The organism is Streptomyces sp. ITFR-21, from assembly GCF_031844685.1.
In the GTDB taxonomy this organism is placed as follows: domain Bacteria; phylum Actinomycetota; class Actinomycetes; order Streptomycetales; family Streptomycetaceae; genus Actinacidiphila.
On record NZ_CP134605.1, the window covers coordinates 2022386 to 2036710 of the forward strand.

At 76.5% G+C, this 14325-nt stretch carries 15 protein-coding genes; 5 read left to right on the forward strand and 10 right to left on the reverse strand.

Annotated elements, in window-relative coordinates; all coding sequences use genetic code 11:
- Positions 1–2: 2 nt before the first annotated feature.
- Positions 3–323: a TcmI family type II polyketide cyclase gene (locus tag RLT57_RS08970; RefSeq protein WP_311296842.1), complete on the forward strand. Its 321-nt coding sequence runs from the start codon at positions 3–5 to the stop codon at positions 321–323.
- Between the two features lie 84 nt (positions 324–407).
- Here the strand turns inward: RLT57_RS08970 and RLT57_RS08975 are convergent, their stop codons facing one another.
- The 4 genes from RLT57_RS08975 to RLT57_RS08990 all read right to left on the reverse strand — a co-directional run bounded on the left by RLT57_RS08975 (position 408) and on the right by RLT57_RS08990 (position 4957).
- Complete coding sequence (locus RLT57_RS08975) at positions 408–1490, reverse strand: methyltransferase (protein ID WP_311296843.1); 1083 nt, start codon at positions 1488–1490, stop codon at positions 408–410.
- 73 nt (positions 1491–1563) lie between these two features.
- Complete coding sequence (locus tag RLT57_RS08980; RefSeq protein ID WP_311296844.1) at positions 1564–2640, reverse strand: right-handed parallel beta-helix repeat-containing protein; 1077 nt, start codon at positions 2638–2640, stop codon at positions 1564–1566.
- 224 nt (positions 2641–2864) lie between these two features.
- A complete protein-coding gene (locus RLT57_RS08985; RefSeq protein WP_311296845.1) occupies positions 2865–4268 on the reverse strand; it encodes a sensor histidine kinase in 1404 nt (467 codons plus the stop codon).
- Positions 4265–4957 carry a response regulator transcription factor gene (locus RLT57_RS08990; protein ID WP_311296846.1) on the reverse strand — a complete coding sequence of 231 codons (693 nt, stop codon included), beginning with the start codon at positions 4955–4957 and terminating at the stop codon, positions 4265–4267. The genes RLT57_RS08985 and RLT57_RS08990 overlap by 4 nt, the downstream gene beginning before the upstream one ends.
- A gap of 153 nt (positions 4958–5110) precedes the next feature.
- Here RLT57_RS08990 and RLT57_RS08995 point away from each other — a divergent pair, with 153 nt between their 5' ends.
- Positions 5111–5617, forward strand: a complete 507-nt coding sequence (locus tag RLT57_RS08995; RefSeq protein ID WP_311296847.1) for a hypothetical protein — start codon at positions 5111–5113, stop codon at positions 5615–5617.
- A gap of 323 nt (positions 5618–5940) precedes the next feature.
- On the opposite strand, the gene RLT57_RS09000 is transcribed toward RLT57_RS08995, so the two are convergent.
- The 6 genes from RLT57_RS09000 to RLT57_RS09025 all read right to left on the reverse strand — a co-directional run bounded on the left by RLT57_RS09000 (position 5941) and on the right by RLT57_RS09025 (position 9904).
- Positions 5941–6792: a spermidine synthase gene (locus tag RLT57_RS09000; RefSeq protein ID WP_311296848.1), complete on the reverse strand. Its 852-nt coding sequence runs from the start codon at positions 6790–6792 to the stop codon at positions 5941–5943.
- A gap of 56 nt (positions 6793–6848) precedes the next feature.
- Complete coding sequence (locus RLT57_RS33295; protein WP_399128315.1) at positions 6849–7391, reverse strand: hypothetical protein; 543 nt, start codon at positions 7389–7391, stop codon at positions 6849–6851.
- Between the two features lie 245 nt (positions 7392–7636).
- Positions 7637–8173 (reverse strand): alpha/beta hydrolase, encoded by a 537-nt coding sequence (locus RLT57_RS09010; RefSeq protein WP_311296849.1) that lies wholly within the window; start codon positions 8171–8173, stop codon positions 7637–7639.
- Between the two features lie 12 nt (positions 8174–8185).
- Complete coding sequence (locus tag RLT57_RS09015; RefSeq protein ID WP_311296850.1) at positions 8186–8374, reverse strand: hypothetical protein; 189 nt, start codon at positions 8372–8374, stop codon at positions 8186–8188.
- Between the two features lie 131 nt (positions 8375–8505).
- The gene (locus RLT57_RS09020) at positions 8506–9099 is read right to left on the reverse strand and encodes a histidine phosphatase family protein (protein ID WP_311296852.1); all 594 of its coding nucleotides are present in this window, start codon (positions 9097–9099) and stop codon (positions 8506–8508) included.
- A 130-nt stretch (positions 9100–9229) separates the two neighbouring features.
- Complete coding sequence (locus RLT57_RS09025) at positions 9230–9904, reverse strand: TetR/AcrR family transcriptional regulator (RefSeq protein ID WP_311296853.1); 675 nt, start codon at positions 9902–9904, stop codon at positions 9230–9232.
- A gap of 305 nt (positions 9905–10209) precedes the next feature.
- On the opposite strand from RLT57_RS09025, the gene RLT57_RS09030 reads away from it, so the two are divergent.
- Genes RLT57_RS09030 through RLT57_RS09040 form a run of 3 tightly spaced genes read left to right on the forward strand, consistent with a single transcriptional unit; the run spans position 10210 to position 14324 of the window.
- Positions 10210–11508, forward strand: coding sequence for a phosphatase PAP2 family protein (locus RLT57_RS09030; RefSeq protein WP_311296854.1), 1299 nt, complete (start codon positions 10210–10212; stop codon positions 11506–11508).
- A 21-nt stretch (positions 11509–11529) separates the two neighbouring features.
- Positions 11530–12654: a hypothetical protein gene (locus RLT57_RS09035; RefSeq protein WP_311296855.1), complete on the forward strand. Its 1125-nt coding sequence runs from the start codon at positions 11530–11532 to the stop codon at positions 12652–12654.
- Entirely contained in the window at positions 12654–14324 is a 1671-nt protein-coding gene (locus RLT57_RS09040; RefSeq protein ID WP_311296856.1) for a hypothetical protein, read from the forward strand. The genes RLT57_RS09035 and RLT57_RS09040 overlap by 1 nt, the downstream gene beginning before the upstream one ends.
- The last annotated feature ends 1 nt before the right edge of the window (position 14325 follow it).

Sequence of the window (14325 nt, forward strand, 5' to 3'; positions counted from 1 at the left end):
GCATGCACCGCTCACTCATCGTCGCCCGCATGAAGCCGGGCTCCGCGACGGACATCGCGGCCACCTTCGCCGCTTCCGACGAGGGCGAACTGCCGGGCCTGATCGGGGTGACCGGCCGCAGCCTGTTCCAGTTCGGCGACCTGTACCTGCACCTGATCGAGGCGGAACGGCCGCCGGGGCCGGAGGTGGCCCGGCTGAAGGACCACCCGGAGTTCCGCGGCATCAGCGACAACCTGACCGCGTACATCGAGGCGTACGACCCGCGGACCTGGCGCGGGCCGCAGGACGCGATGGCCCAGGAGTTCTACCGCTGGCAGCGCTGACCGGCCGGCGGCGTCGAACGAGGTCCGCCCGTACCCCCCTTCGCGGGGGTACGGGCGGACCGCTGTGTGCCGGCCGCCGGCCGGTCAGCCGGCGACCACGGCCTCGAAGGCGTGCAGATAGCCGTTGACCGGGCGGACCTCCTCGACGGCGAGGCCGGCGTCGGTCAGCAGCGCGGTCAGGCTCGCCTCGGAGTGCTTGGCGCCGCCGACGTTGAGCAGCAGCAGCAGGTCCATGGCGGTGGTGAAGCGCATGGAGGGGCTGTCGTCCACCAGGTTCTCGATCACCAGGACCCGGGCGCCGGGGGCCGCGGCGGTCACCACGTTGCGCAGCGTCGCGCGGGTGCTGTCGTCGTCCCACTCCAGGATGTTCTTGATGACGTAGAGGTCGGCCTCGACCGGGATCGCCGCCCGGCAGTCGCCCGGCACCAGCCGGACCCGGTCGGCCAGCGAACCGCCCTCGCGCAGCCGGGGGTCGGCGTTCGCCACGACCGCGGGCAGGTCGAGCAGCGTGCCGTGCAGCCCCGGGTCGCGCTCCAGCAGCCCGGCCAGCACGAAGCCCTGGCCGCCGCCGATGTCGGCGACGCTGGTCACGCCGGTGAGGTCGACGTACGCGGCCAGGTCCTGGGCGGCCTGCCGGCTGGAGGAGGTCATCGCCCGGTCGAACACCCGGGCGGACTCGCCGCCTTCGCTGTGCAGGTAGTCGAAGAAGCTCTTGCCGAAGGCGTCCTCGAAGACGCCGGTACCGGTCCTGACCGCGTCGGCCAGTCGCGGCCAGACCTGCCAGGTCCACGGTTCGGTGCACCACAGGGCGATGTGGCGCAGGCTGCCGGGCGAGTCCTCGCGCAGCAGCAGCGACGTCTCGGTGTGGGCGAAGCGGCCGTCGCCGGTCTCGGCGAAGACCTGGTGGCTGGTCAGGGCGCCGAGCAGCCGGCGCAGCGGCGCGGCCTGGACGTCCAGTCGGCGGGCCAGTTCGGCCGCGGTCGCCGGGGTGCCGGGGTCCAGCGCGTCGGCGAGGCCGAGGGTGGCCGCGGCGCGCACCGCGGCGGCCGCAGCGGCGCCGAAGACGATCTCGCGCAGGCGCATGGCCGGCTGGGGCGAGGAGGGCGCGGCCGGTTCGCCTGCGGGCTGCGCGGTCGCGGTCGGGGACTTGGCGGGCGCGGTCGTCATCGGGCCGCCTTTCTCTTCGGGGTGTGGACGGGGTGGGGTGTCGCGTCGCCGGGTGCCGCCCGGGTGGGGCCGGTCAGCACCGGCCGGCGGGCAGCGAGACCCGGCAGACGTTGCCGGTGACGCTGTTGCCGGTCCCGGCGTCCCAGCCGGCGATGTCCGCCGGGCCGTTGGACGCCAGCACGTTGTCCCGGACGGTGTTGTCGGTGTTGGGCACGCCGACGAAGCTGCGGAAGAACACCACTCCGCCGGACATCGTGGAGTCCCCGGTGTTGCCGGCGACGGTGTTGCGCTCGACCGTCGTGTCCTCCACGCCGGTCAGCACGATGCCGGCGCCCTGGACGTACGGCAGGCGGCTGCCGGCGGGGCAGTAGCGGGTGTTGTCGGTCACCGAGTTGTCCCGTACGGACAGGTGGCCGGCGCGTGGCAGCCCTTCGTCGCCGACGACGAACATCCCGGCGCAGTTGCCGCTCGCCGCGTTGGCCTGGACGGTCAGGTTGCGGACCCGCCGGAGCACGACCCCGGTCTTGTTCCCGGTCAGCGCGTTGCCGCTCACCACGGCGCCCTGCGTGTCGAGGGCGCCGCCCTCCTCGTCGACGGTGTTGGCCAGGAAGATGCCGGCTTCGCCGTTGTCCCGGGCGGCGTTGCCCACCAGCCGGCCGCGTACGGACTTCTGCTGCCCGATCCCGTACTGGCCGTTGCCGTCGGCGCGCACCCCCTGCACGGTCATCGCGTCGGTCCCGGTGCCCGCGATGCCGTACCTCGCGAAGCCGGTGACGGTCAGCGCCTCGATCCGCACCCCGGTCAGGGGGCGGTCCTGCGTACCCGCCACGCAGATCCCGACGTCGGCGCAGGCGTCGGCCGCCTTGGCCGCCGGGCTCGGCGCGGCCGGCGGCTCCAGCACCACCTGGTCGGCGCCGGCGCCGCGGACCGTCAGGTCCGGCGTGGTGATCCTCAGGTTCTCCCGGTAGGTGCCGGCGGCGACCGTGATCGTGTCCCCCGGCCCGGCCGCGTCGATCGCCGCCTGGATCGACTCCCCCGCGGCGACCGTCCGCTCCGCCCCCGCGGCCGGGCTCGCCCCGGCCAGTGCGAACACCGCGGCCAGACCCGCCGCCGTCCCCACCGCCCGCCGCCATCGCCGTAGCTCGCGCATCAGCAGACCCGCTTCCCTTTTCTCATGGCGTCCTTCTCGTGACGTTTCGCGTGACGTCTGGTCATGCCGTTTCCGGTGGCGTGCCAGGGCGTACCGGACGGGCCCGCCGCTTCGAAGCTACGAGCGGACCGGACACCTCGCCACAATTGACCCTCCAACCGGGCCGTGCGGGCGCCGCCGGCGGATCCCGGCGGCGGACCGCCGTCCCGCGGCGCCCGGCGGGGTCAGCGGTGGCGGCGCCTGAGGGGGATACGGCGGTGGCCGGAGGAGGGCGGCAGGGGGGCGCCGGCGGCGCGGGGCTCGCGGAGGTCGCGGGGCTCGCGGAGGTCGCGGGCCAGCCGGACCCGGATCTCGGCGCCGCCGAGCACGCTGCGGCCGATCGCCACGTCGCCGCCGGTGGACTCGGCGACCCGGCGGACGATGTCGAGGCCGAGGCCGGTGGAGCCCCGGCCGCCGTCCCCGTGGCCGCGGCGGACGGCGGCGGCGGGGTCGGCGACACCGGGGCCGGCGTCGGAGACCAGGACGACGACGGTCTCGTCGGAGCTGTGGACGTCGACCGCGAAGGCGGTGCCGACGGGGGTGTGCCGGAAAACGTTGCCGAGCATGGCGTCGAGGGCGGCGGTGAGTTCGGCGCGGGCCACCGGGACGCGGACCGGCCGGTCGGCGCCGGCGGTCCTGGCCTCGCGGTCCTCGTCCTCCGCGAGCGCGGACCAGAAGGCCATCCGTTCCAGCACGACCTCGGCGGCGTCGCAGCCGGGCGACAGTGCGGCGGGGGTGCGGTGTTCGCGGGCCGTACGGATGATCTGGTCCACCTCGCCCTCCAGTTGGTCGACGGCGGCCCGGGTCTGGTCGGCGGCCGGGCCGTCCCCGAGGGAGGCGGCGTTGAGCCGGAGCACGGTCAGCGGGGTCCGCAGCCGGTGGCTCAGGTCCGCCGCCAACTCACGCTCGGCGGCGAGCAGTCGTACGACCTGGTCGGCCATCGCGTTGAAGGCCGCGGCGGCGGCCCGCAGTTCGGCCGGTCCCGCCTCCGGGACCCGGACCCCGAGGTCGCCCTCCCCCAGCCGGCGGGCGGCGCCCGCCAGCCGCACCGCGGGCCGGACCGTCCGGCTGCCCAGCCGGTCCGCGACGGCCACCGAGGCGACGACCAGGCCGAGCCCCACGCCGGCCAGGATCAGCCAGGCGGCGGCGACACCGTGGGTGAGGTCACCGTCGGGCACGTAGACCTCGACGACGGCGATCCGGCCCGAGCTGACGGCGGTCGGCCGCAGCAGGGCCAGCCCGCCGGGGACCCGGACGGTCGCCGCCTCGCCCCGCGCGGAGACGCTCTCCAGCACGGCCCGGCCGACCCGGTGCGGGCCGAGGTCCACCGCGGCGGCGGACGCGGCGGCCGGCACCAGCAGGGCGATCCGGCGCTCGGCGCCCGCCTGCGTGGTGGCCAGCGCCAGCTCCAACCGGCCGCGGTCGGTGGTGATCGCCAGCGCGGGCGCGACCGCGGCGGCCTGCCGTTCGGCGTTGGTGAGCGCCCGGTCCCTGGCCAGTTCCCTGACGACCAGGCCCAGCGGGACCGCGAAGGCGATGACCACCATCGCGGTGACGGCGAGGCAGACCCGCACCAGTGCCCATCTCATACCGGGGGCTCCAGCTTCACGCCCACCCCGCGCAGCGTGTGCAGATAGCGGGGCCGCGCCGCCGTCTCGCCCAACTTCCGCCGCAGCCACGACAGATGGACGTCGATCGTCTGGTCGTCGCCGTAGGTCTGCTGCCACACCTCGGCGAGCAGCTCCCGCCGGGCCACCACCTCGCCGGGCCGCGCGGCGAGGAACGCCAGCAGGTCGAACTCCTTGCGGGTCAGGTCGAGTCCGGCGCCGTCGAGGGTCGCCAGCCGGCGCCGCACGTCGATCTCCAGGCCGCCGACCCGGATCGGCGCGCCCACCGCTGCCGCGGAGCCGCCCCGCGCGTGCGCCCGCCGCAGCACCGCGGCCAGCCGCGCCGACAGGTGCTCGACGGAGAACGGCTTGACCAGGTAGTCGTCGGCGCCGGCGTTCAGCAGCCGCACCACCTCCGCCTCGTCGTCCCGGGCGGTGGCGACGATGACCGGTACGTCGCTGAGCCCGCGCAGCATCTTCAGCGCCTCCGACCCGTCCAGGTCCGGCAGCCCCAGGTCCAGGATCACCACGTCGAACCCCACCTGCGCGACGTCGCGCAGCGCCTCCAGCGCCGTCCCCACACCCCGCACGGCGTGCGCCGCCTCCGTCAGATGCCGGATCAGCGCCGACCGCACGAACGGGTCGTCCTCCACGACGAGCACACTTGCCATGCCCGGCAACCTAGCGCGTCCGCTCCGCGGCGTCCGCCGGCGTCCGGGACGCGGCCCCGGAGCCCCCGGGACGCCGCGGTGCGCGCCGCCAGGTCCCGCCCCCGGGGGACGGTGGCGTTCCGGGCGCGCGGGCCGGAGCTCGGCGGTGGCACTATGAGGCGGGTGTACCGAGGACTGCTTCACGGCGTCGCCTGGGTGGTGGCCACCGCCGGGGCGGCCACGTTGTCGTGGGTCGGCGTGCACTCCGTGCTGCGGAGCACCGCGTACGACCTGCCGCGGGCGCTGCCGGTCAGCACGACACCGCCGGCCGCCGCCACCGCGCCGCCGGCCGCCTCCTCCACCCACAGCCCGCGCCCCGCCATTCCCCCGCCGCCGGCCACGACGACCGCCGCCGCTCCGCGTCCCCCGAAGACCCACCCGGCCGCCGCCATCGGCGACGTGCGGGGCTACACCGTCCGGGGCGGCCGGGTCGTCCTCTCGCTCACCCGCGGCGCCGCCTCCCTCGTCACCGCCGTCCCGGCCGCCGGCTGGCGCATGCAGGTCTGGACCGAGTCCGGCTGGCTCCGCGTGACCTTCACCTCTGCGGACAACTCGGCGGCCGGCTCCCTCTTCTGCACCTGGAACGGCCACCCGCCGTCGGTTCAGACGTACGAGAACTAGGGCCTGCCGTTCGGGTCTCCGCGGATCGGGGAGCCGGGGTCCGGCGCGTTGCGGCCGCACGGCCGGGAGGAAGGCGACGCCGTGCGTCGGCGACCGGCGGGAGCGCGGCAGGCGCGCGGGCCGGGGCCCGCGACACCGCGCAGGCCCGAACGGCAGGCCCTGGCGCCGCCCGGCCGGGCCACGCGCCGCGAAGGGCGCCGCCCGGTCACGGCCGGCCGGACGGACCGCCGAGGCGCCGGCCGTACCCGGTCCGGCACCGGCCACCCGGCCACCCGGCCACCCGGCCACCCGGCAGCATGGGCGGCGTCCGTGCCGGCCGGGCCCTACCCGAAGGTGTCCCTCGGGGGCTTCGGGGACGCGGCGGCCGTCGCGTCGGTGACCGCGGGGGCGCCCGCGGTGAAGTCGGCCAGCGCGGGGCCGTGTTCGGTACGGGACTGGTGCGGGTCGGTCGCCAGCAGCCGGGTGAAGGCGGCCAGCGGCAGCGGAAGGGCCGCGGCCCACAGGATGAGGTTGCCGAAGCGCTTGCCGCGCAGCACGGCGGGCTCGACGGCGAGCACCACTTCGGGGAACACGGCCCGAGCGGTGGCGACCTGGCCGCGGGCGAAGGCGAGGGCGCCGCCGTCGGTGAGGTTGGCCGCGTAGTGGCCGCCGGGGCGCAGCACCCGGCGGACCTCGTGCAGGAACTCCAGAGTGGTCAGATGGGCCGGGGTGCGGGCGCCCGCGAACGCGTCGGCGATCACCAGGTCCGCCGAGGCGTCGGGCAGTTTCGCCAGCCCGGCCCGAGCGTCGCCGCCGCGCACCCTGATCCGCCAGCCGCGGTCCCAGGGCAGCTCGCGCCGCACCAGCTCGGTCAGCTCGGTGTCGACCTCGATCACGGTCTGGGCCGAGCGCGGGCGGGTGGCGGCGGTGTAGCGGGCCAGCGTCAGCGCCCCACCGCCCAGGTGCACGACCCGCACCGGCCGCCCCGGGGGCGCGACCAGGTCCACCACGTGCCCGAGCCTGCGCTGGTAGGAGAACCCGAGGTGGGAGGGGTCGGCCAGGTCGACGTACGACTGCGGCGCGCCGTCCACCAGCAGCATCCACCCCGCCGGACGGTCCGGATCCCCGCGCAGCTCGGCCTGGCCGCCGCCCACGGCGGCGGTGCGGCTCTCGGGGGCACGACGCGCTCTGGCCATACCCGATTATCAGCCCGCGGCGCCCCGCCGGATGACCCGCGCGGGCGGGCCCGGGCTCATGTCCCCGGGTCGGGGCGCGGCCCGGAACCGGACGCGCCCGGGGACGGGGGCGCGGCCCCGGGCGCGGAGGCGGACGTGGCGGGGGAAGGGGCAGGGGAAGGCTCCCCGGGCGTGGCAGGTGGCTCGGAGCCGGACCCGGAAGCGGCCTCCGCCGGCGGTTCCCGGTGGAACCCGTCGACCAGCCGCAGCATCCGGGCCGCCTCGCCGAGCGCCGCCCGCAGCACCGCCGGGTCGGTGACCGCGGTGTCGGTGTGCGGCGGTACGAGCCAGCCCGCGCCCGACGACGCCTCGCCCTCCGCCGTGCGACACGCACAGGAGCTGCCGGGCACGTCCCAGACGTCCGCGGTGCCGGGCGGCACCAGGAACGAGAGGCTGTCGCCCGTACGGTCGTGCAGTACCGGCCCCACCCCGCCGGGGCTGAGGCGGAGCAGGTCCACGGCCTCCAGGCCCTGCCGGGACGGCACCCTCACCAGATCGCAGTTCGGGGAGACCTCGGTGCCCGGTTCCGAACTGTGCGGGACCTCTGCTTCTGCGTCCACCACGGCGGACCCTCCTCACCATCACCTACGGCGCCCCGTCGTGTGGTCAGGCGCCTCACCCCATACAACGCCTTCCGGCGCCGACGGCTACGCCGCTTCGGCACCTCAAGGGGTGGCGTTTGCTGGCGAATCGCCCGGCGGGGCGGCGCCAGGGCCCGCGGGACCGCCGTCCGGGGGTTGTTCGGCCCCCGGCGGTCCCACTCCGGCCCCCGGCGGCCCGGCCCCGGGGGACGGTGGGCCCGGCCTCAGGCCACGCTCGCCAGCGCCCGCTGGATGACGTCGGTGACCGCGTCGGGCTGGGAGATCATGACCACGCGGGAGGCGTCGATCTCGGTGATGTCGGCGCCCGCGCGTTCGGCCATGGACCGTACGGCGTCCGCGCCGGCCGCGGTGTCGGCGGTGCCGACCGCCGCCGAGGCGGGGAGGTCCTTCCAGGCCGCCGGGCCGCTCTTGTCGCCGAACGCGGAGGCGGCGACGGGCCGCTGGGACAGCGCCAGCACATCGGACTGGAGCCGGGGCAGGTCGGCGGTGAACACGTCGTGGAACGTCGCCGGGTCGATGAGCAGCTCCGTCGCGGTCTCGGTGCCGTCCCCGGTCGGGTACCGGAGCTGCTGGAGCGCGGGGGTCAGCACGCTGTCCTTCGAGCCGGCCGCGATGTCGCCGAGCACCTCGCCCTCGTCGGGGGCGAAGGCCGCGACGTAGACGAGGCCGAGCACGTTGTTCGTCTGCGGAACCGCGTTGGTGATGACCGCGCCGCCGTAGGAGTGTCCGACGGCGAGCACCGGACCGGGCGTCTATTCGATCACGTCGGCCACGTAGGCGGAGCCGGCGGCGATCCCGCGGAGCGGATCGACGATCGCCCGTACCGGTGTCCCGGCGGCGACCAGCCGTTCCGTGACACCGGCCCAGCTGCCGGCGTCGGCGAAGGCGCCGTGGACGAGAACGACGGTGGACCCGCCGGTGGAAGGCTTGGCTTCGGTCATGGCGTTCTCCTTCACAGAAGCCGTGCGTCCGTTCGACCTCTTTTAGTACCATATGACACACGCCGCGCTGTGCGCCCGCCGCGGGGCTCCGGGCGGCGGGGCTCCGGGGTCCCCGCGGCCCGGAGCCCCGCTCAGCCCATGTGCCCCGTGTCGTTCCACCGCTCCAGCGCCGGCTCGCCGTAGGCCCACCCCAGGATGGACAGCGAGGCGGGGTCGAGCCGCAGGGCCGCCGCGAAGGAGGGGGGCAGGCCGAGCCAGCGGGCGCCGAGCACGCGCAGGAAGTGGCCGTGCGCGAAGACCAGCACGTCGTGGGCGCCGCCCCGGGCCCAGGCGACGACCTCGTCGGCGCGGGCGGCCACCGCGGCGAGCGGCTCGCCGCCCGGCACCCCGTCCCGCCAGATGAAGAACCCGGGCCGCAGCTCCTGGAGTTGGGCCGGGGTGAGGCCCTCGTAGTCGCCGTAGTCCCACTCCGTCAGCGCGTCCCACTCCTTGGCACGCGGGCCGAAGCCGGCCAGCTCCGCGGTCTCGGCGGCCCGCAGCAGCGGGCTGGTGCGTACCTCGACGCCGGGCAGCCCGTCCCAGGGGGCGGCGGCGAACCGCTGCCCCAGCAGCCGGGCGGTACGGCGCCCCTCCTCGGTCAGCGGGATGTCGGTGCGGCCGGTGTGCCGTCCGGACAGCGACCACTGCGTCTGCCCGTGGCGGACCATGAGGATGCGCGGAGCCATGCAGGGGCCCTTCGTACGAGAGGGGTGACGGAAGGCATCCATCATGACCCACCCCCGGCCCGCCGGGCCCGCTGCCCCTGCCGCACCCGCCCCGCGGGACCCGCTGCCCCCGCCCGGCCCGCCCCGCCGCCTACGGCAGCAGGCCCCGCAGCATCGCGTCGAGCCCCGTCTCGTACTGGGCGGCGCCCTCGCCCTGCGCGCACACCAGCTCCGGCGCCAGCGCGACCAGCGCGGGGTAGCGCTCGGCGGGCAGCGCGTCGAGCTTGGCGCGCAGCCGGCCCCTGGCGCCCTCCTCGCACAGCACCCGCTCGCGCCGGGTGCTCCACAGCGCGGAGCCGACGGTGTACTGCATCAGGGCGACATGGGCGCGGGCCGCCTCGTCGGGGCCCAGCCCGGAGCGGCGCAGCAGTCCCAGCATGCGGTCGATGACGGTGATCGCGTCGTCGCCGCGGACCGGCCGCAGCGTCAGCAGCTGCAGCGCGGAGGGGTGCTCGGTGAACAGCCGGTAGACCCCGCGGCACACCTCGCGCAGTTCGCCGCCGGGGTCGGGGGAGCCGCCGGGCGGCAGCTCGATCGTCTCCAGCAGGTGCTGCGCCACCGCGTCGCCGATCTCGTCCTTTCCCTTGAAGTAGGAGTAGACGGCCATGGTGCCGACACCGAGCTGCCCGGCAAGCGCGCGCATGGTGAACGCCTCGGGGCCGTCCCGGTCGAGCAGGGTGATGGCGGCGTCGAGGATACGATCCGGGTTGAGCGAGTTGCGGGGTGCGCGCCGCCGCGGCGGACGGACCGGTTGACTGACGGACATCGGATTCTCTTGTTTTCTCGTCCTGCGAACGGTCCGGTGGATCGAACCCGCGGGCGGACCGGGGAACGGAGCTCGGGGCAGGCAACCCGGCCGAGCGGGGCGCGCGTCCTCCTGCTTGCGTGCGGCGTGCTGCTGCGTGCATACCCTGCCACCGGGACGTTGAACACCGTACGAATCGTGGACGGCCCCGGAATTTCCAGGGCGGTGGCGGTACGGTCTACCGTACGTCGTACGGTAGAGGCTACGCCACAAGTCCGTGACCGCCGCCTGCGGCCTTCGTACGGAGAACCTGGAGAGACGTCCGCATGACGATCACCGCCACCGCGCCGCGGGCCGCCACGTACCGGGGCAAGCTGCGCTGGTGGACCGAGCTGCCGCTCATCGCGGTGATTTACGCCCTCTACTCCGCCGCCCGGCTCGTGGTCCGCGGCGACGTGGACGACGCGGTACGGCACGGCGCGGACATCCTGCACTTCGAGCAGCTGACACACCTGGACCCGGAGCGGTTCTTCAACCGGCTCTTCACCCACCACGCCTTCCTCGGGGTGCCGGCCGACTTCGCGTACGCCTCGCTCCACTACGTCATCACGCCGTCGATCCTGGTCTGGCTGTGGCTGCGGCGGCCCACCCACTACCGGCTGGCCCGCACCTGGCTGCTGATGTCCACGCTGATCGGGCTGGTCGGGTTCACCACGGTGCCGACCGCGCCGCCCCGGCTGCTGCCCGGGGCGCACGGCTTCATCGACACGATGGCGCAGTACGGGTCGTACGGCTGGTGGGGCACCGACGCGAGCGCGCCGCGGGGCCTGGGCCACCTCACCAACCAGTACGCGGCCATGCCGAGCCTGCACGTCGGGTGGTCGCTGTGGTGCGGGATCATCCTGTGGCGGTACGGCCGCCACCGCGTGGTGCGCGCGCTCGGGGTGCTCTACCCGATGGTCACCGCGCTGGTCGTGATGGGCACCGCCAACCACTACCTGATGGACGCCGCCGCCGGGGTGGCCACCATGGCGCTCGGCTTCCTGCTGGCCGGGCCCGCGCTGCGGCTGACGGACAAGGCGCAGGCCCGGGTGCTGCGCGCCCTCGGGCGCGCCCCGCGGCGGCTGCCGGAGGCGGAGCGGAGCACGGTGGTGGCGGCGTCCTCCGACGTGGCCGCCGCGGAACACGTGCCCGGCGGCGGACACGCCCTCGGCACCGAGCGCTCGGGCACCGTGGAACACCTGCCCGCGGCGGGACACGTACCCGCCGCGGAGGCGGTGCGGGCCGGACCGGGCCCGGCGGACCCGGCGGCCGGGGCCGGACCGTCCGCGGCGGCGGGAACCCCGGCGCAGGCCGCCGCGGACGGGGCCGCGGGGACCGGGGCAGGCACCACCGGCGCGGGGGCCTCGGGTGCGGGGGCCGCCGCCGGGACCACCGGCGGGAGCGCCGCGGAGAGCGCGCCGGAGGCCGCGGCCGCGGCGCCCGGACCCGCGGCGGAGCAGCCCGGGGCCGCCGTCGCGCAGCCCGTCCCGCACCCTGTCCCGGTGCCCGCCGGCCGTACCGACGTCCCCGGCGGCTCCCCGGTCGCCGGCGGGGAACACGCCGGTCGCAGCCGGATGTCGTAGGCAGGTGCCAGACTTTCGCGGGTGAGCACTCCGCACGACCCTTCCCTGCGCGAGCGGTTGGCCGCGCTGCGCGGTCCCGGCACCGAGGCCCGGCCGCTGGACGCGCGGGCCCTGGCCGCGCTCGCCGCCAACCCCGGCTGCCGGCGCCGCGCGCTGCTGGACGCCGCCGGGATCGACAAGGGCGCCGTCGCCGAGACGCTGGGGGCGCCCGCCCGGTTCGGCCAGTCCCGGTTCGCCTTTTCCCGCGGCCACGCCTTCGAGGCGCGGGTCAAACGGGACGGCTGCGCCGAACTGCTCCGGCTGCTCGGCGTCGCGGCCGAGGAGGACGGCGGCGCCGCGGTGCTGCCCGACCTCGGCGCCCCCGGGCCCGCGGGCCGGGTCGCCCGGACCCGGATGGCACTGGCCGAGGCGGCGCCCGGGGTCTGGACGCTGCTGGACCACCCCCTGCTCACCCTGGACGTGGCGGGCTCCACCGCCTACCTGGAGCCGGACGCGGTGGCGATAGCGCCGGACGGCCGCTGGACGGTGGTCGAGATCAAGTCCTTCCCGATCCTGGACGGCGGCGCCGACGCGATGAAGGTCGGCGCGGCGGCCCGGCAGGCGGCGGTCTACGTGCTCGCGCTCGACGCCGTCGAGCCCGCCCGCACCGGCACCGACGTGCTGCTGGTGTGCCCGAAGGACTTCTCCAACCTGCCCACCGCCGAGCGGGTCGACGTCCGCAGGCAGCTCGCCGTCACCCGGCGGCAGCTGGCCCGGCTGACCCGGATCGAGGAGATCGCCGCCGCGCTCCCCGAGGGCACCACCTTCGACCTCGGGTACGCCGCCGACGGCCGTACGGTGACGCGCCCGCGGGCCGAACTGTCCGCCGCCGTGGACACCGTGCCGGCCGCGTACGCCCCGGAGTGCCTGTCCGCCTGCGAGCTGGCCTTCCACTGCCGGGACCGCTCCCGGGACGACGGCCGGGTGGACGCGCTGGGCCGCGGGCTGCGCGCCGAGCTGGGCGAGCTGACGACGGTGGAGTCCGTGCTGGCGGCGGCGGCCGGCCTGGCCGGGGACCCGGACGACCCGGCGGTCGCGGCGCTGCGCCGGGCGGCGGAGCTGCGAGCCGAGGCGCTGGCCGAGGCGGCGAAGGAAGGGGCCGCCTGATGTCGGTGCTGGGAACGCTGGCCCGCGCCGAGGCGGTCGCCGGCGGACGGGCGGTCGCCGCCGCGACCGTACGGCACCGGCATGTCGCCGACCGGCCGCTGGTGTTTGTGCCGCTGACCACGGCCGGCGAGGCGGGGGCGCCGCTGGGCGCGATGATCGGCACCGACCGGGACGCGCCCGAGCTCCTGGTCGTACCCCAGCCGCTGGACCGGGAGCTGCGGTTCGCCTTCTTCGCCGGGCTGGCCGAGGTGCTGCTGCCGCTGCTGGACGCGTACGGCGACGACGTCGAGACCGAGCCCGCCACCCGCAACCGCGAGGAGGCCGAGGTGTGCGCGGACGCGCTGCAGATCGTCGTGCCCAACGGCGCGGCGGTGGAGTTCGTCCGGCTGGTCGGCCGCTCCACCCGCTTCCTGCGGACCGTCGAGGACCCGGAGGCGCCGCACCCGGTGCCGGTCCCGGTGCCGCTCTTCGGCCGCTGGCTCTCCCACTACGCGGAGCGGGCCCGCACCCCGGGCAGCGGGCTGCTGGTCGCGATGACCGACCTGCTGGCCCGGCACTGGGCCTCCGGGCAGAGCGCGATGGAGGACCGGCACCTGGGCGCGCTGCTCGGCTGGATCGCCCCGCCGCCCGGACTCGGCGGGCTCGCCGCCGCCACCCGCGCGCAGACCGGGCGCGGCTCCGACGGCCTGCTGGTCAGCCCGCCGGCCGGACCCGCGACCGACCCGGTGTTCGACAACCGCGTGCTGGCACCGGCCATGAGCCGCTACGACGAGGCCCGTACGGCGGGTGACGGACCGGCGGTGGCGAGGGCGGCCGCGTCGGTGGAGCGGCTCGTCGCGTCCCAGTTGCGGCCGACCTGGGACGACGTGTGGCGCGGCATCGACCTGCTGCGGGAGCTCCCCGAGGGGGCGCACGTCGCGGAGCGGTGGAAGCGGGACCGGTGGTCCTTCACCGGGCACCGGGACCGGGTCCGCGCCGGGGAGCCGCCGCAGCCCCGGCGGGACGACGCGATCACCGCCGCGCAGAAACTCGCCGGGCGGGAGACCGCGCAGGCCAGGCTGTTCGCGCAGGAGGCGCTGGACGACCCGCTGGTCATGGCGGACCGGCGGCTGGCCGGGGAGGCGTTCAGCGGCGAGGTGGCCGCCGTCGAGATGACGTACTCCGAGGGGCGCCGCCCGATGCCCCGGCCGCTGGTCACCGTCGCCACCGGGGACGTACCGCAGGCGGAACCGGGTGCGAAGGCGTACCGGGCGGTGCCGGGCGGGAAGGCGGCGCAGAGCGCGGAACTGGTCGCCGTCGAGGAGGTGGGCCGGGACCGGTACGTCACCGTCCGGCTCACCGGCGGCATGGGCAGCGGGCGCACCCCCAAGGAGGGGTCGGTCCCCGAGGCGGGGGACCGGGTCTGCTTCACGTTCTTCGAGCACGAGCCGCGCTCCGGTCCGGCCCTCCCCGCGCCGGAGGCGACCCCCTGGACCCACGGCGGCCCCCCGGGCGCGACCCCGCCCCCCGCCGCCCCGGCCGGGGGCGGGCCCGCCCCCGTGTCCGGACCCGCCGCCGGCGCCCCGGCCCCGCCCCCCACCGCCGCCGGCTCCCGGGTGCCCGCGGGCGGCCGCGCCCTTCCCGTGCCCGGGGAGACCCCCGACCCCGTGACCGCCGAGGACTACCTGTGAC

Excerpts from the sequence above, each read along its gene's own strand:
- RLT57_RS08970 (WP_311296842.1), top strand. The coding sequence starts at position 3 with ATGCACCGCTCACTCATCGTCGCCCGCATGAAGCCGGGCTCCGCGACG.
- RLT57_RS08975 (WP_311296843.1), bottom strand. The coding sequence starts at position 1,490 with ATGACGACCGCGCCCGCCAAGTCCCCGACCGCGACCGCGCAGCCCGCA.
- RLT57_RS08980 (WP_311296844.1), bottom strand. The coding sequence starts at position 2,640 with ATGCGCGAGCTACGGCGATGGCGGCGGGCGGTGGGGACGGCGGCGGGT.
- RLT57_RS08985 (WP_311296845.1), bottom strand. The coding sequence starts at position 4,268 with ATGAGATGGGCACTGGTGCGGGTCTGCCTCGCCGTCACCGCGATGGTG.
- RLT57_RS08990 (WP_311296846.1), bottom strand. The coding sequence starts at position 4,957 with ATGGCAAGTGTGCTCGTCGTGGAGGACGACCCGTTCGTGCGGTCGGCG.
- RLT57_RS08995 (WP_311296847.1), top strand. The coding sequence starts at position 5,111 with ATGAGGCGGGTGTACCGAGGACTGCTTCACGGCGTCGCCTGGGTGGTG.
- RLT57_RS09000 (WP_311296848.1), bottom strand. The coding sequence starts at position 6,792 with ATGGCCAGAGCGCGTCGTGCCCCCGAGAGCCGCACCGCCGCCGTGGGC.
- RLT57_RS09015 (WP_311296850.1), bottom strand. The coding sequence starts at position 8,374 with ATGACCGAAGCCAAGCCTTCCACCGGCGGGTCCACCGTCGTTCTCGTC.
- RLT57_RS09020 (WP_311296852.1), bottom strand. The coding sequence starts at position 9,099 with ATGGCTCCGCGCATCCTCATGGTCCGCCACGGGCAGACGCAGTGGTCG.
- RLT57_RS09025 (WP_311296853.1), bottom strand. The coding sequence starts at position 9,904 with ATGTCCGTCAGTCAACCGGTCCGTCCGCCGCGGCGGCGCGCACCCCGC.
- RLT57_RS09030 (WP_311296854.1), top strand. The coding sequence starts at position 10,210 with ATGACGATCACCGCCACCGCGCCGCGGGCCGCCACGTACCGGGGCAAG.
- RLT57_RS09040 (WP_311296856.1), top strand. The coding sequence starts at position 12,654 with ATGTCGGTGCTGGGAACGCTGGCCCGCGCCGAGGCGGTCGCCGGCGGA.